The sequence below is a fragment of the Variovorax sp. 350MFTsu5.1 genome (assembly GCF_048302515.1).
Lineage (GTDB): Bacteria > Pseudomonadota > Gammaproteobacteria > Burkholderiales > Burkholderiaceae_C > Variovorax > Variovorax guangxiensis.
This window is the reverse complement of record NZ_CP157620.1, coordinates 462,911-482,143: the sequence shown is the minus strand read 5'-3', so window position 1 is coordinate 482,143 and position 19,233 is coordinate 462,911. Positions and strand designations below refer to the sequence as shown.

Genomic DNA, 19,233 nt, shown 5'->3' with positions numbered 1-19,233 from the left:
TCGGCGAGCCCGCCACGGGCACGCGAGCGCCATGCTGAAGCACATCGTGATGTGGGACCTGCGCGCAGACACGCCCGAAGAAAAGGCGCGGGCCACGCAGCTGCTCAAGCGCAAGTTCGAATCGCTGCGCGGGCAGATACCCGGCCTGCTGCACATCGAGGTCGGCGTCGATTCGAGCCGCGTGGGCTACGCCTGCGACGTGGTGCTCTACAGCGAGTTCGACAGCCAGGCTTCGCTCGACGGCTATGCCACGCATCCGGCGCACCTGCGCGTGCGTGAAGAGCTGGGCGATCTGCGGATCGCGCGGCATCAGGTGGATTACGCGGTGGGCTGATCGGCCGCGGTCAGTCGCTCGCCTCGGGGGCGTCTCCCCGCGCGGCAGCAAGCGCAGCAGCCGCCCGCAGCTTGTCCTTCTTGCTCGGCCTCTTCCCCTTGATCCCCCCCGTGCCCGAGGCGTCCACCACCGGCGGCGCGGTTTCCGTCGGCTCGAAGCCCTCGACGCGCTCGCGCGGCAGCCGCAGGCCGTTGCGTTTCTCGATCAGGCGGAAATGGGCCTCGGTGGCCGCGCTCACGAAGCTGATCGCCAGGCCGCGCTCTCCCGCGCGCCCGGTCCTGCCGATGCGGTGGATGTAGTCGGTCGGCGAGCGCGGCAGGTCGTAGTTGACGACCACGGGCAGCTGCGCGATGTCGATGCCGCGCGCGGCGAGGTCGGTGGCGATCACCACGTCCCACCGGCTCTGCTTGAACTGCGAGAGGATGTTGCTGCGGGTGCCCTGCGCGATGTCGCCGTGGAAGGGCACGGCGTAGATGCCGTTGCGGTAGAGCTTCTCGGCCACGGTCTGCGCCGCGTGCTGCGTGGCGACGAAGACCAGCACGCGGTCCCACTCGTTCTCGTGCTGCTCGAGCAGGTGGCGCAGCAGCTGGGTGCGGCGGCTCGCGTCGACCTCGATCACGCGCTGCACGATGTCGGGCGCGGTGCCCGGCTCGCCCTGCACGTCGACGATGGCGGGGTCGCGCAGCATGCCGTCGGCCAGCGCCTGGATGGCCGGCGGGAAGGTGGCGGAGAAGAACAGGTTCTGGCGCCGCTTCGGCAGCAGTTCGAGGATGCGTCCGAGTTCCTCGGCGAAACCCAGGTCGAAAAGGCGGTCGGCCTCGTCGAGCACGAGCATGGCGACCGCGTCCAGCCTGAGCGCGTTGTGCTCCACCAGGTCCAGCAGCCGCCCGGGGGTGGCGACGACGATGTCGGCGCCGCCGCGCAGGCTCATCATCTGCGGGTTGATCGACACGCCGCCGAAAGCGGTGACTATCTTCAGGCGCTCGGGCAGGTGCTGCGCCAGGTCGTGCATGGTGTCGCCGACCTGGCCCGCGAGTTCGCGCGTGGGCACCAGCACGAGCGCGCGAACGCGGCGCGGGCCTTCACGCTGCTCGGTCAGGCGCTGCAGCAGGGGCAGGGAGAATGCGGCGGTCTTGCCGGAGCCGGTCTGTGCCGAGCCCCGCAGGTCGCGGCCTTGCAGAATGGCGGGAATGGCCGCGGCCTGGATGGGCGTCGGCGTGGAAAAGCCGCTTCGGGCGGCGGCCTGCACGAGCGCGGGGGCCAGGCCCAGTGAGTCGAATGGCATGTGTATGAGCGCGGCGGGCGAAGAGAGAGAAAGATCGAAAGCAGAAAGAGGCGTATCGGATGTCGACGATGAAACAGCAGCGCACCGGCCAGTCCGGCGGCAGCACCCTGGTGTATTCCACCGACGGGGGCGGACGCATGTGCCCCGGTTGCGGCGAGCCCGTGGCCCGTTGCCGCTGCAAGGAGCTCGAAAAGGCGCGCGGCACGCCGGCCACCGACGGCATTGTGCGCGTGTCGCACGAGACAAAGGGCCGCAAAGGCAAGGGCGTGACGGTAGTGAAGGGCATGGCGCTCGATGCGGCGGCCCTGCTGGCGCTGGGCAAGCAACTCAAGACGGCCTGCGGCACGGGCGGCACGGTGAAGGACGGCACCATCGAGATCCAGGGCGACCACCGCGAAACGGTGATCGCAGCGCTGGTGAAGCAGGGCCACACGGTCAAGCGCGCGGGAGGCTGAGCGCTCCATGAACCCCGAAGACCTGCAACGGCTGGTAACGCTCGAAATGCCCTTCGGCAAGCACAAGGGCACGCTGATTGCGGACCTGCCCGGCAACTACCTGAGCTGGTTCGCACGCGAGGGTTTTCCCTCGGGAGAAATCGGCCGGCTGCTCGCCCTGATGCATGAAATAGACCACAACGGGCTTTCCGGGCTGCTGAAACCGTTGCGAAACCGCCCTCCGGAACGGGGAGTTTCCCGATAAGGCGCGATTTCGCCACATCTTTTTCGAAATCGGGCTGGATAATGCCCGCTACGTGTCAGTGAGTCGCATTGCGGCTCCCGTGCACGTAATTTGGTGATCGGTCAGTTTCGCGCCACAGCGCAGTTCTTGTTTGTTGTGATTCTGGGACTCCATCGCTTTTTTGTTTTTTTGTTGGTTTGAATCAGGAGTCCCTCAATGGGCAAGAAACTTTACGTGGGCAACCTCGCCTACTCGATCCGCGACAACGATCTCGAACAAGCCTTCGGCGAATTCGGCTCGATCGTCAGTGCCAAGGTCATGATGGAACGTGACACCGGCCGTTCGAAGGGCTTCGGCTTCGTCGAAATGGGCACGGATGCCGAAGCGCTCGCAGCCATCGAAGCCATGAACGGCCAACCCCTGCAGGGCCGCGCCCTGACGGTGAACGAAGCCCGTCCGATGGAAGCCCGTCCCCCCCGCAGCGGTGGCGGCGGCTACGGCGGTGGTGGTGGCGGCTACGGCGGCGGCGGCCGCAGCGGTGGCGGTGGTTACGGCGGCGACCGCGGCGACCGCGGTGGCTACGGTGGCGACCGCAGCGGTGGCGGCGGCTACGGTGGCGGCGGTGGTGGCTACGGCGGCGGCGGCCGCGGCGGCTACTGAGTCGAACCCCCTCCAGGGCCCTCGGGCCTCTGAATGAAAAAGCTCCTCCGGGAGCTTTTTTCGTTTCCGGGACACACCGGCCCCGGGGAGAACCCTTGCCCTGCGGTACGCATTTGTTCGTACCGCACCGGTCAGCCAACGGTCAGGCGCGCAGATCGACCCTCGTTTCCCCAATACAAGAGGAGCGAGACATGCGGATAAAGAGCCAGGCGGACTTCTTTTCGGGAGTCATGTTCACCACCGTGGGAGGCGCCTTCGCCATCGGCGCAACCACCTACACCATCGGCGACGGCGCGCGCATGGGGCCGGGCTACTTCCCGCTCATGCTGGGCATCCTGCTGGCGGTGCTGGGCGCGATCATCATGTTCCAGGCGATGGTGGTCGAGACCACCGACGGCGACCCGATCGGCAAGTGGGCCTGGAAGCCGCTGGCCTTCGTGCTCGGCGCCAACCTCGCCTTCGGCGTGCTGCTGGGCGGCCTGCCCAGCATCGGGCTGCCGGCCATGGGCATGATCATCGCGATCTACGCGCTCACCATCATCTCCAGCATGGCGGGCGAGCACTTCAGGCTGCGCGACGTGCTGATCCTCGCGACCATCCTGGCGGCCGGCAGCTACGTGGCGTTCATCTGGGCGCTGAAGCTGCAGATCCAGGTCTGGCCGACCTTCATCGCAGGTTGAGGAGCACACGCCATGGAACTCTTCAACAACCTCGCGACCGGCTTCGGCGTCGCGTTCACCTTCACCAACCTGCTGTACTGCCTGATCGGCTGCATCCTGGGCACGCTGATCGGCGTGCTCCCGGGCATCGGCCCCGTCGCGACCATCGCGATGCTGCTGCCGGCCACCTATGCGCTGCCGCCCGTGTCGGCGCTGATCATGCTGGCCGGCATCTACTACGGCGCCCAGTACGGGGGCTCCACCACCGCCATCCTGGTGAACCTGCCGGGCGAGTCCTCGTCGGTGGTCACCTGCATCGACGGCTACCAGATGGCAAGGCAGGGCCGCGCGGGCCCGGCACTCGCCGCCGCCGGCCTGGGCTCGTTCTTCGCGGGCTGCGTGGGCACGCTGATCCTGGCCGCCTTCGCGCCGCCGCTGACCGAGTTGGCCTTCAAGTTCGGTCCGGCCGAGTATTTCTCGCTGATGGTGCTGGGCCTGATCGGCGCGGTGGTGCTGGCTTCGGGCTCGCTGCTGAAGGCGGTGGCGATGATCGTGCTGGGCCTGCTGCTGGGCATCGTGGGCACCGACGTCAACTCCGGCGTGGCGCGCTACAGCTTCGACATTCCGGAGCTCACCGACGGCATCGGCTTCGTGGTCATCGCCATGGGCGTGTTCGGCTACGGCGAGATCATCGGCAACCTCTCGCAGCCCGACGACGAGCGCGAGGTGTTCACGCACAAGGTCAAGGGCCTATGGCCCACCAAGGACGACTTCAAGCGCATGCTGCCCGCGGTGCTGCGCGGCACGGCCCTCGGCTCGGCCCTGGGCATCCTGCCGGGCGGCGGCGCGCTGCTGGCCTCCTTCGCCTCCTACGCGCTGGAGAAGAAGATCCGCATGCGCCCCGGCGAAGTGGCCTTCGGCAAGGGCAACATCCGCGGCGTCGCATCGCCGGAGTCGGCCAACAACGCCGGCGCGCAGACCTCCTTCATCCCGCTGCTGACGCTTGGCATTCCGCCCAACGCGGTGATGGCGCTGATGGTGGGCGCGATGACCATCCACAACATCCAGCCGGGACCGCAGGTGATGACCAGCAACCCGGAGCTCTTCTGGGGCCTGATCGCCTCCATGTGGATCGGCAACGCGATGCTGATCATCCTGAACCTGCCGCTGATCGGCATGTGGATCAAGCTGCTGACGGTGCCCTACAAGTTCCTGTTCCCGGCCATCGTGCTGTTCTGCGCGATCGGCGTGTACTCGACCAACAACAACACCTTCGACGTGTGGATGGTGGCGGCCTTCGGCTTCATCGGCTACCTCTTCATCAAGCTGCGCACCGAGCCCGCGCCGCTGCTGCTGGGCTTCATCCTGGGGCCGATGATGGAAGAGAACCTGCGCCGGGCGCTGCTGCTGTCGCGCGGCGCGTGGAGCGTGTTCGTCACGCGGCCGCTGTCGGCGGGGCTCCTGATCGCTGCTGTCCTGCTGCTGGGCATCGTGCTTCTCCCGGCCATCAAGGCCAAGCGCGAAGAGGCGTTTGTAGAGGATTGAGCCTCAGCGCACGAGCAAAGGCAGCAACAACAGCTGCCACGCCAGCCCCAGCAGGGCCGAGGCGAGCACCACCGGGATCACACCGGCCTTGAAGCGGAACAGCGCCACGGCGGCGATCAGCCCGATCGCCGCCGATGCCGCGTCGAAGCCGCCGCCCGCCCCCTTCGGCCACAGCACGTGCCAGGCGAAGAACACCGCCAGGTTGACGATCACGCCCACCACCGCCGCGGTGATGGCCGTGAGCGGCGCGGTGAGCTTCAGGTTGCCGTGCGTCGACTCGATGAAGGGCCCGCCCAGCAGGATGAAGAGGAACGACGGCAGGAAGGTGAAGAAGCACACCACCGTCGCCGCCACCGCGCCCGCGGCGAAGAGCGAATTGCCGCCGAACAGCGCCTGGTTCCAGCCGCCGACGAAGCCCACGAAGGACACCACCATGATCAGCGGCCCCGGCGTGGTCTCGCCCAGCGCGAGGCCGTCGATCATCTGCGTGGCGCCCAGCCAGCCGTAGTGGTCGACCGCGCCCTGGAACACGTAGGGCAGCACCGCGTAGGCACCGCCGAAAGTCAGCAGCGCGGCCTTGGTGAAGAACCATCCCATCTGCGTGAGCGTGCCGTGCCAGCCGTAGAGCGCGGTGAGCGCGCCCATGGCGCCCAGCCACAGCGCGAGGAACACGCCCAGCACGCGCCAGAAGCGGCCCCAGCCGAAGCGAGCATGCGCGGGCGTGGGGGTGTCGTCGTCGATGAGCGCCGGGCCGGCGGAAGCCACCGCCGCGCCATGCCCGCCGCCGGGCGCGAAGCGCTCCGGCGCCACCCGACTGCCGAAATAGCCGATGGCTGCGGCCGCCAGCACGATCAGCGGAAAGGGCACGCTCAGCGCGAAGATCGCCGCGAAGGCCGCCGCCGCGATCGTCCAGAGCCATGCGTTCTTCAGCACCCGCGAGCCGATGCGCCAGGCCGCGAACAGCACGATGGCCGTCACGGCAGGCTTCACGCCGTACAGCAGCCCCGCCACCGCCGGCACCTGCCCGTAGGCCATGTAGACCCACGACAGCGCGATCAGGATGAAGAGCGAGGGCAGCACGAACAGCGCCCCCGCCGCGATGCCGCCCCAGGTGCGGTGCATGAGCCAGCCGATGTAGGTGGCGAGCTGCTGGGCCTCGGGGCCGGGCAGCAGCATGCAGTAGTTGAGGGCGTGGAGGAATCGCTTCTCCGAGATCCAGCGCCTGCGCTCCACCAGCTCCTGGTGCATCAGCGCGATCTGCCCGGCCGGCCCGCCGAAGCTGATGAAGCCCAGCTTGAGCCAGTAGCCGAAGGCCTGCCAGAAGCTGACGGGAACGGGCCGCTCGACGGGATCTTGGGGAGAGGACATCGGGCGACTTTCGTGTTGCGCTATTTCAGGAATGCGTCGTAGGCGGTCTTCAGTATCAGCGCGCTCACCACCACGATGAACACCACCCGCACGAAGCCCGCGCCGTGCTTCAGTGCAACCCGCGTGCCCAGCACGCTGCCGGCCACGTTGGCCACAGCCATCACCAGCCCGTAGTGCCACCAGACGTGGCCCTTGGCCGCCAGCAGGATCAGCGCGGCGGCGTTGGTCAGCGTGTTGATGATCTTGGCCGAAGCCGAGGCGTTGAGGAAGTCGTAGCCCATCCAGCGCACGAAGAGGAACACCAGGAAGCTGCCCGCACCCGGCCCGAAGAAGCCGTCGTACAGCCCGATCGACAGGCCGATGGTGCAGGCCGCCAGCGTCTCGGCGCGTCCGGAGAAGCGCGGCGCGTGCATGCGGCCCATGTCCTTGCGCGCCAGCGTGTACAGCAGCACGCCCAGCAGGATGAGCGGCAGCGCCTTGCGCAGGAAGTCGCCCGGAAACATGGTGACGCCCCAGGCGCCCAGCATCGAGCCGGCAAAGCCGAGCAGCGCGGCCGGCCACAGCGCGCCCCAGCGCATCTGCACCCGCTGGCTGAACTGGGCCGCGGCGGCGGCCGTGCCCCAGATGGACGCGCTCTTGTTGGTGCCCAGCAGGGTCGCGGGCGGTGCGCCCGGAAAAACGGCGAACAGCGCGGGCACCAGGATCAACCCGCCTCCGCCAACGATCGAATCGACAAAACCCGCGAGCGCAGAGGCGCCTGTCACCACCAGCATTTCCATAGGGGCTGGATTGTCTCACCCGGGCGCTATCGAAAAAGTAGCTGAAAAGGCCCGGGCCTCAAGCCTTCGCGGAAATAAAAAAGGCGCCGACCAGCGGCGCCTTCCAAAGTCGAACAGGCATCTCGTACGGAGCCTTTGAAGAATTTTTATTGTTGCTAGGGGGGATTGTCTCCTCGGACCCTCGGCACACGAGCAGGGCCCGTTCGCGAGTGCGCAGACTTTAGGGGCACGCACCGCCTCAGTGCATAGGGAATTACCCGCTTTGCCTTACGCGGGAAGCCCGATTTGCAAACCAAAGTGTTTCTGATAGTTAACGACGTGGCACGACTTGTGCACGGGGCGCCTGAGTCCACCACATGAAGAAGAAAGCGACCATGGCCCTGGCACCGCAAGCCTCCATCAACGCGGCAGACACCGCATGGATGATGACCTCGACTGCGCTGGTGCTGCTGATGACGCTGCCCGGCATCGCTCTCTTCTACGCGGGCATGGTGCGCCGCAAGAACGTGCTGGCCACCATGGCCGCGGTGGTGGCGATCGCCTCGACGGTCTCGCTGACCTGGTTCGCGGTGGGCTATTCGCTGGCTTTCACCGAGGGCTGGCCCTGGCTCGGCGGCTCCGGGCGCTTCTGGTTCTCGGGCTTCGACTACCTGAAGGAGGCCGGCCAGCTCGCGGTGAGCCACATGGCGCCCAACGTGCCCGAGTCGGTCTACGCGATGTTCCAGCTGACCTTCGCGATCATCACCACGGCGCTGGTGCTCGGCGCCTTCGTCGAGCGCATGCGCTTCTCGGCGATCCTTTGGTTCGCGCTGCTGTGGAGCGTGCTGGTGTATGCGCCCGTCGCGCACTGGGTGTGGGAGCCGGGCGGCTGGCTCGCGCAGATGGGCGCGCTCGACTTCGCGGGCGGCTCGGTGGTGCACGTCAACGCCGGCATCGCGGGGCTGGTATGCGCTTACGCGCTGGGCTCGCGCAAGGGCTACGGCCGCGAGGCCTTCGAGCCCTACAACCTGGCTTTCACCATGACCGGCGCCGGCCTGCTGTGGGTGGGCTGGTTCGGCTTCAATGCCGGCTCGGCGGTGGCGGCCGACGGCCGCGCGGGGCTGGCGATGCTGGTCACGCACATCGCGGCGGCTGCCGGCGCCATGAGCTGGATGCTCGGCGAATGGATCGTGCGGCGCAGCCCCTCGCTGCTGGGCCTGTGCTCGGGCCTCGTGGCCGGGCTGGTGGCCATCACGCCGGCGGCCGGCTTCGTCACGCCGCCGGCCGCGCTGGCCATCGGCGCCATCGCGGGGCTGGCCTGCTATTGGGGCGCCACCGGCCTGAAGCACCTGCTGGGGGCGGACGACTCGCTCGACGTGTTCGGCGTGCACGGCATCGGCGGCATCGTGGGTGCGCTGCTGACGGGCGTGTTCGCCGACGCACGCATCTCGGGCGCCACCGGCGACGTGCTGACGCAGGCGATCGCGGTCGGCAGCGTGGCCATCTTCAGTGCGGCGGGCACGGCGGTGGTGCTGTTCCTGGTGCACGTCATCGTCGGCCTGCGCGTCGATGCCGACAGCGAGCAGCTGGGCCTCGATCTTGCACAGCACAGGGAACATCTCGGGAGCAGTTGACCCACCGCCGGAGGAAACAAGCCATGTCCCCATCCATGTCAGAAAGCGAACGCATCGCCCTCGCCGCGCGCCTCCACGTGGCGCTGCGGCGAAAGCACGGCCGCGTGACCGACACCGAATGGATGGCGACCAATGCCGAGTACGCCGCCGAGATCGTGCGCATGACGCGCGCGCACGCCGCCGACACCAAGGACGAGGAGCTCTACCTGCTCGCCACCCGCCTGGAGCAGGCGATGGAACCGCTGGCACGCGCCGCGCGCCTGGCGGCGCGCCAGCCCGACGGCCAGCCGCCCACGCCCCCACCCCGGTACGTAGGCGGCCTGCGCTGAGGCTTGCTCAGCCCTCCAGCGCAGCCTTGCGAATCGACTGCAGCGTGCTGCCCGGCGTGATGGCCTCCGGGTCCAGCAGGCAGTGCAGGATCGCCGGCTTGCCGCTGGCGCGCGCACGGGCCAGCGCGGGGCCGAACTCTTCGGTGCTCTCGACGCGCTCGCCGTGCCCGCCGAACACCTCCGCGTAACCACGGAAGTCCGGGTTCTTCAGCTGCGTGGCGCTGATGCGGCCGGGGTAGTGCTTTTCCTGGTGCATGCGGATGGTGCCGTACATGGCGTTGTCCAGCAGCACCACGATGATCGGCAGCCCGTACTGCACGGCGGTGGCGAATTCCTGGCCGTGCATCATGAAGTCGCCGTCGCCCGCGAACACCACCACCTCGCGCTGCGGCCACAGGCGCTTGGCGCCGACGCCGGCCGGCAGGCCGTAGCCCATGGAGCCGCTGGTGGGAGCGAGCTGGCTCGCGTACGCGCGGAACGGCCAGAAGCGGTGCACCCAGGTGGCGAAGTTGCCCGCGCCGTTGCAGAAGATGGTGTCGGCCGGCAGCACCTCGCGCAGGTGCTGCATGACCTCGCCCATCTGCAGCGCGCCCGGAATGCGGATCGGCGACGGGTCGCTCCAGCGCAGGAAGTCTTGGCGCGCGGTCTTCGTTTCCGCCACCCAGGCCGGAACCTGCGCGGGGCGCAGCGTGGAAACGGCTTCGGCGAATGCCTGCGGCGTGGCATGGATGCCCAGCGCCGGGCGATACAGCTTGCCCAGCTCGTCGGCGTCGGCATGCACGTGCACCAGCGCCTGCTTCGGCTGCGGGATGGACAGCAGCTCATAGCCCTGCGACGGCACCTCCGACAGGCGCCCGCCGGCCAGCAGGATCAGGTCGGCGTTGCGGATGCGCTCCAGCATCTTCGGATTGACGCCCAGCCCGAGGTCGCCCGCGTAGCAGGGGTGCTCGGCAGACATCAGCATCTGGCGGCGGAACGAGCAGTACACGGGCAGCGAGAACGCCGCCGCGAAGTCCGCGAACTGCCGCGCCGCCTTCTCCGACCAGCGGCTGCCGCCCACGATGACCACCGGCCGCTGCGCCTGCGACAGGCGTTGCTGCAGCTCGGCGAGCTGCGCCGCGCCGGGATGGGTCTCGGTGACGGCGTAGGGCTGCGCATCGGCCACCGTCGCGGCCTCGGTCAGCATGTCTTCCGGCAGCGCGATCACCACCGGACCGGGGCGGCCCGAGGTCGCGACATGGAAGGCGCGCGACACCAGCTCGGGCACGCGCGCCGGGTCGTCGATCTGCACCACCCACTTGGCCATGGTGCCGAACACCGCGCCGTAATCCAGCTCCTGGAAGGCCTCGCGGCCCATCGCGTCGCGCGCGACCTGGCCGACGAAGAGCAGCAGCGGCGTCGAATCCTGGTGCGCGATGTGCACGCCCGCCGACGCATTGGTGGCGCCCGGCCCGCGCGTGACGAAGCACACGCCCGGCCTGCCGGTGAGCTTGCCCTGCGCCTCGGCCATCATCGTCGCGCCGCCTTCCTGGCGGCACACGGTCACGTCGATGGATGCGTCGTGCAGCGCGTCGAGCACGGCGAGAAAGCTCTCGCCGGGCACGCAGAAGAGCTGCTCGACGCCGTGGGTGACGAGCTGGTCGACCAGGATCTGGCCGCCGGTGCGGGGTGTGGTCATGGGGTTCCCGATGAAATGAAAGAGGCCGATGGGTCGCTCACTCGAGCGCGGCGCAGGCGGCAGCGATGCGCTCGCAGGCCTCCTGCAGCTGCGCCATCGAAGTCGCGTACGAGATGCGGAAGTACGGCGCCAGCCCGAACACGCTGCCCGGCACCACCGCCACCTCGAAGTCCTGCAGCAGGTAGCGGCAGAAGTCGCTGTCGCTGCGCAGCAGCGCGCCGCCGCGCGTGCGCCTGCCGAGCACGCCCGCGCAGCTCGCGAATGTGTAGAACGCGCCCTCGGGCACACGGCAGCGCAGCCCCGGCGCGCGGTTCAGCGCGGCGACCACGAAGTCGCGCCGCGCCTGGAAGTCGGCGCAGCGCTCGGCCACGATGTCCTGCGGCCCGGTCAGCGCCTCGATGGCTGCTGCCTGGCTGATCGACGAGGGGCACGACGTGGTCTGGCTCTGCACCACCGCCATTGCTGCAATCAGGGCACGCGGCCCCGCGCCGTAGCCCACGCGCCAGCCGGTCATCGCATAGGCCTTGGACACGCCGTTCACCGTCAGCGTGCGCTCGCGCAGGCGCGGCTCCACCGCCGCCGGCGTGGCGAAGGCCAGTCCGTCGTAGAGGATGTGTTCGTAGATGTCGTCCGCCAGCACCCAGACCTGCGGATGGCGCAGCAGCACATCGCACAGCGGCTTGAGCTGCGCCGCGCCGTAGGCCGCGCCGCTCGGGTTCGAGGGCGAGTTCAGGAAGAGCCAGCGCGTGCGCGGCGTGATGGCCGCCTCCAGCTGCGCGGCGTCGAGCCTGAAGCCGTTCGCCTCGGTGCAGGCCACCGGCACCGGCACGCCGCCGCAGACCTGCACGATGTCGGCATACGAAGTCCAGTACGGCGCGGGCAGGATGACTTCGTCGCCCGCATCCAGGCTGGCCATCAGCGCGTTGAAGATCACCTGCTTGGCGCCGGCGCTCACGCTGATCTCGTCGAGCGCGAAGTCGAGCGCGTTGTCGCGCTTGAACTTGAGCTGCACCGCCGCCTTCATCGCCGGGCTGCCGTCGAGCACGGTGTAGCGCGTATCGCCCCGGCCGATGGCGCGCACGGCCGCATCGCGCACGTTCTGCGGCGTGTCGAAGTCGGGCTCGCCCGCGCCCAGCACGATCACCGGACGGCCCGCGCGCTTGAGCGCGTTGGCGTGGTCGGTGATGCGCAGGATCTCCGAGACGCCGATGGCGCGCACGCGCTGCGCGGGCTGGAACACGGTCGGGGCGGCGGTGTCTGCTGTCACTTGGCGTAGGCCTCCAGCGGCTTGTCGTTGGGCTCGGCGATGAGCTGCTTCAGCGTCGCGCTCATCGGCAGGTTCAGGCTGGTGTTCTTCGGCGGGATGGCCGCGACGAACCACTTGCCGTAGATTTTCTCGAGCTCGCCGCTCTTCATCATGCGGCGCAGCGAGTCGTCCACCGCCGCCTTGAAGGCGGGGTCGTCCTTGCGGAACAGCAGCGCGATCGGCTCCGAGCCCAGCGGCTCGCCCACGATGCGGTAGGCCGAGGGGTTCTTGGAGTTCGCGATGATCCCGGCCAGCAGGTTGTCGTCGAGCACGAAGGCATCGGCGCGGCCCGACTCCATCAGCAGGAAGCTCTCCAGGTGGTCCTTGCCGAGCATGGTGTTGTACGAGACGTTCTGCGCGCGCTCGCGCTTGCGCAGCAGCTGCACCGCGGTGGTGCCGGTGGAGGCCGACACGTTGCGGCCCGCGAGCTGGTCGAGATTGGTGATGCCCGAGTCGACCTTGGTGGCCATGCGCACCTCGCTCACGTAGGTGGTGAGCGCGAAGGCCACCTGCTGCTGGCGCGCCGTGTTGTTGGTGGTGGGGCCGCAGCCGATGTCGAGCGTGCCGTTCTGCACCAGCGGGATGGTGTTCTGCGCGGTCACGGCCATGTATTCGAGCTTCGCCTGCGGCGCGATGTCCTTCAGCACGCGCTCGCACAGCTCGACGTGGTAGCCCACGTACTTCTCGCCCGCGCCCAGCATGTAGGCCATGGGCGGCGAGGCCTCGCGCACGCCGAGCACCACCTTGCCGCTGGACTTGATCTTGTCGAGCGTGCCGCCCGCGGCGGTCTGCGCGGCGGCGCCGAAAGAAAGCGCGATCAGCGCGGCCGCGGCAATGGTCTTGAAGGCGATGTTCATGTTCTCTGTCTCCTGGTGGTTGTTCTTGATATGGAAGGCGAAGACTGTCCTTGAACCTCCCACGGTCCTTTCGCGAGACATCGCGGAACCGGCTTTGCCGGGCCGCCGATGTCGCCCCCGGTGAGGGGGTTGGCGTAGCGACACGAAGTGCGCGAAGCCTGGGGGAGAGTCCTAGTCCCCGATGTCGAAGGTCACGCCTTGCGCGAGCGGCAGGGCGGTCGAGTAGTTGATGGTGTTGGTGGCTCGGCGCATGTACGCCTTCCAGCTGTCGGAGCCGGCTTCGCGGCCGCCACCGGTTTCCTTCTCGCCGCCGAAGGCGCCGCCGATCTCGGCACCGCTCGGGCCGATGTTGACGTTGGCGATGCCGCAGTCGGAGCCCGAGCTCGACATGAAGCGCTCGGCCTCGCGCATGTTCAGCGTGAAGATCGACGACGACAGGCCCGCGCCCACCGCGTTGTGCTGCTCGATGGCCTCGTCGAGCGAGCTGTAGCGCACCACGTACAGGATGGGCGCAAAGGTCTCGCGCAGCACCGGGCCTTCATGCGACTTCAGCTCGACCAGCGCCGGGCGCACGTAGTACGCGTCCTTCGTGCCGATGCCGTCCACGCGCTGGCCGCCATGCACCGTCGCGCCTGCCTCGCGGCTTTCGCCGAGCGCCTTCTGCATGCCGTCGAAGGCGGCGCGGTCGATCAGCGGACCGACCAGCGTGCCGGCCTCGCGCGGATCGCCCACCTGCACGTTGCCGTAGACCTTCGCGAGCTTGGGCACCAGCGCGTCGTAGACGCTCTCGTGCACGAACAGGCGGCGCAGCGTGGTGCAGCGCTGGCCGGCCGTGCCCATGGCCGCGAAGGCGATGCCGCGCAGCGCGAGGTCGAGGTCGGCCGAGGGCGTGACGATGGCGGCGTTGTTGCCGCCGAGTTCGAGGATGGCACGTGCGAAGCGCGCGGCCAGCTTCGGGCCCACCTGGCGGCCCATGGCGGTCGAGCCGGTGGCCGAGAGAACGGGCACGCGGTGATCGTCCACCAGCACCTCGCCGATGTCGCGCTGGCCCAGCAGCAGGCCCAGCAGGCCCTCGGGCGCGTCGCCGAAGCGCTCGATGGCGCGCTGCGCGATGGCATGCACGGCCAGCGCGGTCAGCGGCGTTTTTTCGGAAGGCTTCCACACCACCGGATCGCCGCACACCAGCGCCAGCGCCGCGTTCCACGACCACACGGCCACCGGGAAGTTGAAGGCCGAGATCACGCCGCACACGCCCAGCGGATGCCAGGTTTCCATCATGCGGTGCTCGGCGCGCTCGGTGGCCAGGGTGAGGCCGTAGATCTGGCGTGAGAGGCCGACCGCGAAGTCGCAGATGTCGATCATTTCCTGCACCTCGCCCGCGCCCTCGGACGGAATCTTGCCGGCCTCCAGCGTCACGAGGCGGCCCAGGTCGCCCTTGGCGGCACGCAGCTCCTCGCCCAGCAGCCGAACCAGCTCGCCGCGGCGCGGCGCCGGCACGTTGCGCCAGGCCTTGAAGGCTTCGTGCGCGCGGCCGATCACCGCCGTCGCCTCGGCCGGCGAGGTCTGCGGCACCTGCGCCACCACCTCGCCGCTGACGGGCGAACGCACCGTCAGCTCGCCGCCGGTGTGGGCCGCGCGGGGCACACCCAGGCGCTGCAGCAGCTGTTCGACTTCGGTGGCGACGGGAAGGGAGGTTTGGGCTTCGGACATGGACGCGCTCCGGGGGCAGATGAAGGACGGGAAGAAAACGGGAAGGCAACGGGAGGCCTGATCCGGCCAATATCAGCGAATCCCGCGCGATTGCCTAATGAAAATATGGAAGGACCTGATGCGTTTCAGGAAGGATCTGAGCGCTTCGACGTGCGGCTAACGCACAAGCCGGGTCGCCGCCAAGATCCACAGCGCGACCAGCACCACATTGCTCGCCGCGAACACGCCCAGCCGGTGCAGCACGTGGTTGTAGGTCAGGTGCACCGCGCTGTGCAGCGCCCGCAGCCCGACGTAACCCCAAGCCAGCCAGACCGCCGCGGGCGTCGGCTGCGCCGCCACGTAGAAGACCAGGCACACCACGTAGAACAGCACCGGCAGCTCCAGCAGGTTCATGTAGTTGCGGTTGGGTATGCGCACCGCGTCCGGCACCGCAGCCGACTCGCCCAGCCTGAAATCCGCCGCCCGGATCTCGCGCCGCAGCACGGCGCGCACGCGCGTGAAGGGGATGAGCAGCAGCACCAGGCCGGTGAGAGCCGCGAGGGCGAAGACGGGGTAGAGGATCGAGGGGTTGTTCATGGTCGGCTCCTTGCTCAGCCCGGCCCCGAGGCCTCGGGCAACGGAATCTTCTGCCCCGCCGGCGAACTCGCCAGGCTCTGCGCCGGCCGCCTCAGCGTCGCATCGAAGGGATTGATCCTCGGCCCGATCGCCGCCGCCTCGCGTTTCAGCAGCTCCACCACCGTCGGCATGCGGTCGGCATTGAGCCGGTCGGCGATGGTGCCCACGCTCAGCGCCGCCACCGCGCGGCCTTCGCGGTCGAGGATGGGCACGGCCACGCCGGCCATGCCTTCGAGCAGGCCGGTGTTGCGGCCCGCGTAGCCGGCCTGGCGCACACGCTCGATCTCGGTGCGCAGGTAGACCTCGTCGTACACGCCGTATTCGCGCACGCGCGACAGGTTGAAGCGGATCACCTCCTCGCGCTCGGCCTCCGGCAGGAAGGCGAGGATCGCGAGCGCGCCCTGCCCCACGCCCAGGGCGATGCGCCCGCCGATATCGCCGGTGAAGGAGCGGATGGGAAAAGGGCCTTCGCTCCTGTCCAGGCACACGGCGTCGAAGCCGCTGCGCGCCAGCAGGAAGATGCTGTCGCCGAGGCTCGCGCACAGGCGCAGCAGCACGGGCCGGCAGATGGAGCGCAGGTCGCCCGGGTTGCCCGCGCTGGCGGCGAGCGCGAAGAAATCGATGCTCAGACGGTAGAGCTTGCTGCGCTCGTCCTGCTCGACCATGCCTTCGGCCATGAGCGACTGCAGCAGCCGGTGCGTGGTGGCCTGGGTGAGGCCTACGGAACGTGCGATCTGGGTCACGCGGCCGCCCTCGGCCTGCACCGCTGCGAGCGCGCGGATCACCGAAAAGACGCGCGGCACGCCGCCGCTGGCCGCCGCGCCCGCCCCTGCGCCGGCCGGGGCGTTCGCCGAAGTGCTCTCCATACCTTCCTCCTGTGGAATCCGATTCATCAGTCGCGGCCATCATATTCCATTCAACGGAATAATTTGAAGAAATATTCTGATTAATGGAATACCCGAGGCGATCTGGCGCAATCGTTGCAATAGAGTGAATTGAAAGCAGCAAGCTGTCCATGGCCTGCACCAAGCCGAAGCAAGGTGCCCGAAGCCATCTTTTTCGCCCCGCAGAAAGGCCCGTTCCATGTCATTCCTACGGCTCACCGACGTGACCAAGTTCTATGGCGCCACCCGCGCGGTGTCGGCCATGAATCTCTCGGTGGAAAAGGGCGAGTTCGTCTCGCTGCTCGGTCCCTCGGGCTGCGGCAAGACGACCACGCTGCAGATGATCGCGGGCTTCGAGGCGGTGAGCAGCGGCCGCATCGAACTCGCGGGCAAGGACATCACGCACGCCAAGGCCAACACGCGCGGGCTGGGCATCGTGTTCCAGACCTACGCCCTCTTCCCGCACATGACGGTGGCCGACAACGTGAGCTTCGGCCTGGAGATGCGCAAGATGCCGAAGGCCGAGCGCACCGAACGGGTGAAGCAGGCGCTGGCGCTGGTGCACCTCGAGCAGCATGCCGCGCGCTACCCGCGCGAGCTTTCGGGCGGCCAGCGGCAGCGGGTGGCGCTGGCGCGCGCGCTGGTAATCGAGCCGCCGGTGCTGCTGCTGGACGAGCCGCTGTCCAACCTCGACGCCAAGCTGCGCGAGGAGATGCAGTTCGAGCTGCGCCAGATCCAGCGCAAGGTCGGCACCACAACGGTGATGGTCACGCACGACCAGAGCGAGGCGATGTCGATCAGCGACCGCGTGGTGGTGATGGAGGGCGGGCGCGCCACGCAGATCGATCATCCGCAGCGCGTGTACGAGCATCCGGGCACGCGCTTCATCTCCACCTTCGTGGGCAAGGCCAACCTGCTGGACTGCCGCGTGTCGGGCAGCGGCCCCGGGCGCACCTGCGTGGAGGTGGGCGCGCTCTCGCTGGACGTGGACGACACCGGCTTCAGTGTCGACGCCGCCGCGCTGCTGAGCGTGCGGCCCGAGAAGCTGCAGCTGGTGCCGCCGGGCGGCGGCCGCATCGACGGCGAGGTGCTGGAGCGCTTCTTCCTCGGCAGCCAGTGGCTCTACCGCGTGGCGACTTCGGTGGGCGAGCTCATGGTGCTGAGCCCCAACGACGGGCGCGAGGCCCTCGCCGAAGGCAGCCGTACGGGCATCGACTGGCCGGCGCATTGCATGCGGCTTCTGCCGGCCGATGAAAGGGTTGTCGCGGCATGAGCAGCGCATCGAAAAGCAAGGCCACCGCATGGTGGCTCTCCGGCCCCGCGCTGCTGCTGTTCACGGTGCTGCTGGTGGTGCCGCTCGGGCTCACCGCAGTGCTGTCGTTCAACGTCTACGACCCGGCCACGGGGCCGAAGTCGGGCGAGTTCACGCTCGCGCACTACGCGCTGGTGTTCTCCGACTCCTACTACCTCGGCATCTTCTGGCGCACCTTCTGGGTCTCGGCCCTGGTCACGCTGATCTGCGTGCTGATCGGCGCGCCAGAGGCGTATGTGCTCAGCCGCATGCGCAACCCGTGGCGCTCGGCGCTGCTGCTGGTGGTGCTCGCGCCGCTGCTGGTCTCGGTGGTGGTGCGGGCCTTCGGCTGGAGCATGCTGCTCGGCCCCGAGGGCGCGGTGAACGCGCTGCTGCAGCTGCTGGGCATCGGGCCGGTGAAGATCCTCTACACCAGCGCGGCAGTGGTCATCGCGCTGGTGCACGTGATGCTGCCCTTCATGGTGATCCCGGTGTGGACCTCGCTGCAGAAGCTCGACCCCGGCGTGGAGAACGCCGCCCTCTCGCTCAACGCCACGCCCTTCACCACGCTGCGGCGCATCGTGCTGCCGCAGGTGATGCCGGGCATTCTCTCGGGCAGCCTGATCGTGTTCGGGCTGGCGGCGAGTTCCTTCGCCATTCCGGGGCTGCTGGGCGGACGCCGGCTGAAGATGGTCGCGACCATCGTCTACGACGAGTACCTGAGCGAACTCAACTGGCCGCTGGGCGCGGCGGTGGCGCTGGTGCTTCTCGTCGCCAATCTCGCGGTGATGCTGAGCTACAACCGCCTCGTCGAAGGCCGCTACAAGAAAGCGCTGGGGTGATCCGATGAACAAGAACGGCCCCATTGCCCTCGCGTTCAACGCGCTCGTCATCGTCTTCATGCTGGCACCGCTGGTGGTGGTGTGCGTGGTGGCGTTCACGCCCGAGAACACGCTGACGATCCCCACCACGCATTTCTCGCTGCGCTGGTTCGAGGCGGTGTTCGCGCACCCCGACTTCATGCAGTCGTTCTGGAACAGCCTGTGGCTCGCGCTGAGCTCGGCCACCATCGCGACGCTGCTCGCGGTGCCGGCCGGCATGGCGATCACGCGCTACGAGTTTCCGGGGCGCGACTTCCTCAACGGCCTGTTCCTCTCGCCGCTGATCGTGCCGCACCTGGTGCTGGGCGTGGCGCTGCTGCGCCTGTTCTCGCTGGTGGGCGGCACGGGCAGCTTCGCCTGGCTGGTGCTGGCGCATGCGCTCATCGTCACGCCCTACACGCTGCGACTGGTGGTGGCGGCGCTGGTGGGCTTCGACCGCAGCGCCGAGCAGGCCGCGCTCTCGCTGGGCGCGAACCAGGCCACCGTGTTCCGCCGCATCACGCTGCCGATGATCCTGCCGGGCGTGACCGGCGGCTGGATGCTGTCGTTCATCAACAGCTTCGACGAAGTGACGATGTCCATCTTCGTCACCTCGCCGAGCACGGTGACGCTGCCGGTGCGCATGTACATGTACGCGACCGAATCCATCGACCCGCTGATGGCCGCCGTGTCGGCGCTGATGGTGGCGGTGACGGCCTTCGCGATGGTGCTGCTCGATCGCGTCTACGGACTCGACCGCGTGCTGGTGGGGCGCAGATAGA

General features: G+C 68.5%; 20 protein-coding genes. 11 read left to right on the top strand and 9 right to left on the bottom strand.

Annotated elements, in window-relative coordinates:
* Positions 1-31 precede the first annotated feature (31 nt).
* The gene (locus ABL843_RS02135) at positions 32-334 is read left to right on the top strand and encodes a Dabb family protein (RefSeq protein ID WP_184640258.1); all 303 of its coding nucleotides are present in this window, start codon (positions 32-34) and stop codon (positions 332-334) included.
* A gap of 10 nt (positions 335-344) precedes the next feature.
* Here ABL843_RS02135 and ABL843_RS02130 read toward each other — a convergent pair whose 3' ends face one another.
* Positions 345-1,619 carry a DEAD/DEAH box helicase gene (locus ABL843_RS02130; protein ID WP_126022352.1) on the bottom strand — a complete coding sequence of 425 codons (1,275 nt, stop codon included), beginning with the start codon at positions 1,617-1,619 and terminating at the stop codon, positions 345-347.
* 59 nt (positions 1,620-1,678) lie between these two features.
* Here ABL843_RS02130 and ABL843_RS02125 point away from each other — a divergent pair, with 59 nt between their 5' ends.
* From ABL843_RS02125 to ABL843_RS02105, 5 genes are all read left to right on the top strand, one after another.
* A complete protein-coding gene (locus ABL843_RS02125) occupies positions 1,679-2,074 on the top strand; it encodes a translation initiation factor Sui1 (protein WP_418118807.1) in 396 nt (131 codons plus the stop codon).
* 7 nt (positions 2,075-2,081) lie between these two features.
* Positions 2,082-2,318 (top strand): DUF3820 family protein, encoded by a 237-nt coding sequence (locus ABL843_RS02120; RefSeq protein WP_126022354.1) that lies wholly within the window; start codon positions 2,082-2,084, stop codon positions 2,316-2,318.
* Between the two features lie 195 nt (positions 2,319-2,513).
* Entirely contained in the window at positions 2,514-2,957 is a 444-nt protein-coding gene (locus ABL843_RS02115; RefSeq protein WP_418118806.1) for an RNA recognition motif domain-containing protein, read from the top strand.
* A gap of 191 nt (positions 2,958-3,148) precedes the next feature.
* Positions 3,149-3,637: a tripartite tricarboxylate transporter TctB family protein gene (locus ABL843_RS02110; protein WP_126022356.1), complete on the top strand. Its 489-nt coding sequence runs from the start codon at positions 3,149-3,151 to the stop codon at positions 3,635-3,637.
* A 12-nt stretch (positions 3,638-3,649) separates the two neighbouring features.
* Entirely contained in the window at positions 3,650-5,161 is a 1,512-nt protein-coding gene (locus tag ABL843_RS02105; protein ID WP_126022357.1) for a tripartite tricarboxylate transporter permease, read from the top strand.
* Between the two features lie 3 nt (positions 5,162-5,164).
* On the opposite strand, the gene chrA is transcribed toward ABL843_RS02105, so the two are convergent.
* Together chrA and ABL843_RS02095 are read right to left on the bottom strand one after the other, a co-directional pair.
* Positions 5,165-6,529, bottom strand: a complete 1,365-nt coding sequence (chrA, locus tag ABL843_RS02100; RefSeq protein WP_418118805.1) for a chromate efflux transporter — start codon at positions 6,527-6,529, stop codon at positions 5,165-5,167.
* A gap of 20 nt (positions 6,530-6,549) precedes the next feature.
* Positions 6,550-7,308: a sulfite exporter TauE/SafE family protein gene (locus ABL843_RS02095; RefSeq protein ID WP_093206951.1), complete on the bottom strand. Its 759-nt coding sequence runs from the start codon at positions 7,306-7,308 to the stop codon at positions 6,550-6,552.
* Positions 7,309-7,664: 356 nt separating this feature from the next.
* Here ABL843_RS02095 and ABL843_RS02090 point away from each other — a divergent pair, with 356 nt between their 5' ends.
* A complete protein-coding gene (locus tag ABL843_RS02090; RefSeq protein WP_418118804.1) occupies positions 7,665-8,921 on the top strand; it encodes an ammonium transporter in 1,257 nt (418 codons plus the stop codon).
* 23 nt (positions 8,922-8,944) lie between these two features.
* Positions 8,945-9,250, top strand: coding sequence for a hypothetical protein (locus ABL843_RS02085; protein ID WP_019655447.1), 306 nt, complete (start codon positions 8,945-8,947; stop codon positions 9,248-9,250).
* 7 nt (positions 9,251-9,257) lie between these two features.
* Here the strand turns inward: ABL843_RS02085 and ABL843_RS02080 are convergent, their stop codons facing one another.
* The 6 genes from ABL843_RS02080 to ABL843_RS02055 all read right to left on the bottom strand — a co-directional run bounded on the left by ABL843_RS02080 (position 9,258) and on the right by ABL843_RS02055 (position 16,282).
* Positions 9,258-10,928, bottom strand: coding sequence for a thiamine pyrophosphate-binding protein (locus tag ABL843_RS02080; protein ID WP_418118803.1), 1,671 nt, complete (start codon positions 10,926-10,928; stop codon positions 9,258-9,260).
* A gap of 37 nt (positions 10,929-10,965) precedes the next feature.
* Entirely contained in the window at positions 10,966-12,195 is a 1,230-nt protein-coding gene (locus ABL843_RS02075; protein WP_418118802.1) for a pyridoxal phosphate-dependent aminotransferase, read from the bottom strand.
* Positions 12,192-13,091 carry an amino acid ABC transporter substrate-binding protein gene (locus tag ABL843_RS02070; protein WP_418118801.1) on the bottom strand — a complete coding sequence of 300 codons (900 nt, stop codon included), beginning with the start codon at positions 13,089-13,091 and terminating at the stop codon, positions 12,192-12,194. The genes ABL843_RS02075 and ABL843_RS02070 overlap by 4 nt, the downstream gene beginning before the upstream one ends.
* Positions 13,092-13,262: 171 nt before the next feature.
* Positions 13,263-14,801: an aldehyde dehydrogenase family protein gene (locus ABL843_RS02065; RefSeq protein ID WP_418118800.1), complete on the bottom strand. Its 1,539-nt coding sequence runs from the start codon at positions 14,799-14,801 to the stop codon at positions 13,263-13,265.
* A 156-nt stretch (positions 14,802-14,957) separates the two neighbouring features.
* The gene (locus tag ABL843_RS02060; protein WP_418118799.1) at positions 14,958-15,377 is read right to left on the bottom strand and encodes an MAPEG family protein; all 420 of its coding nucleotides are present in this window, start codon (positions 15,375-15,377) and stop codon (positions 14,958-14,960) included.
* 14 nt (positions 15,378-15,391) lie between these two features.
* Positions 15,392-16,282 (bottom strand): IclR family transcriptional regulator, encoded by an 891-nt coding sequence (locus ABL843_RS02055; RefSeq protein ID WP_418118798.1) that lies wholly within the window; start codon positions 16,280-16,282, stop codon positions 15,392-15,394.
* Positions 16,283-16,499: 217 nt separating this feature from the next.
* Between ABL843_RS02055 and ABL843_RS02050 the strand changes: the two genes are divergently transcribed.
* Genes ABL843_RS02050 through ABL843_RS02040 form a run of 3 tightly spaced genes read left to right on the top strand, consistent with a single transcriptional unit; the run spans position 16,500 to position 19,232 of the window.
* Positions 16,500-17,573, top strand: a complete 1,074-nt coding sequence (locus ABL843_RS02050) for an ABC transporter ATP-binding protein (protein WP_418118797.1) — start codon at positions 16,500-16,502, stop codon at positions 17,571-17,573.
* Positions 17,570-18,433, top strand: coding sequence for an ABC transporter permease (locus ABL843_RS02045; protein ID WP_184640282.1), 864 nt, complete (start codon positions 17,570-17,572; stop codon positions 18,431-18,433). The genes ABL843_RS02050 and ABL843_RS02045 overlap by 4 nt, the downstream gene beginning before the upstream one ends.
* A 4-nt stretch (positions 18,434-18,437) precedes the next feature.
* Positions 18,438-19,232, top strand: a complete 795-nt coding sequence (locus ABL843_RS02040) for an ABC transporter permease (protein WP_418118796.1) — start codon at positions 18,438-18,440, stop codon at positions 19,230-19,232.
* The last annotated feature ends 1 nt before the right edge of the window (position 19,233 follow it).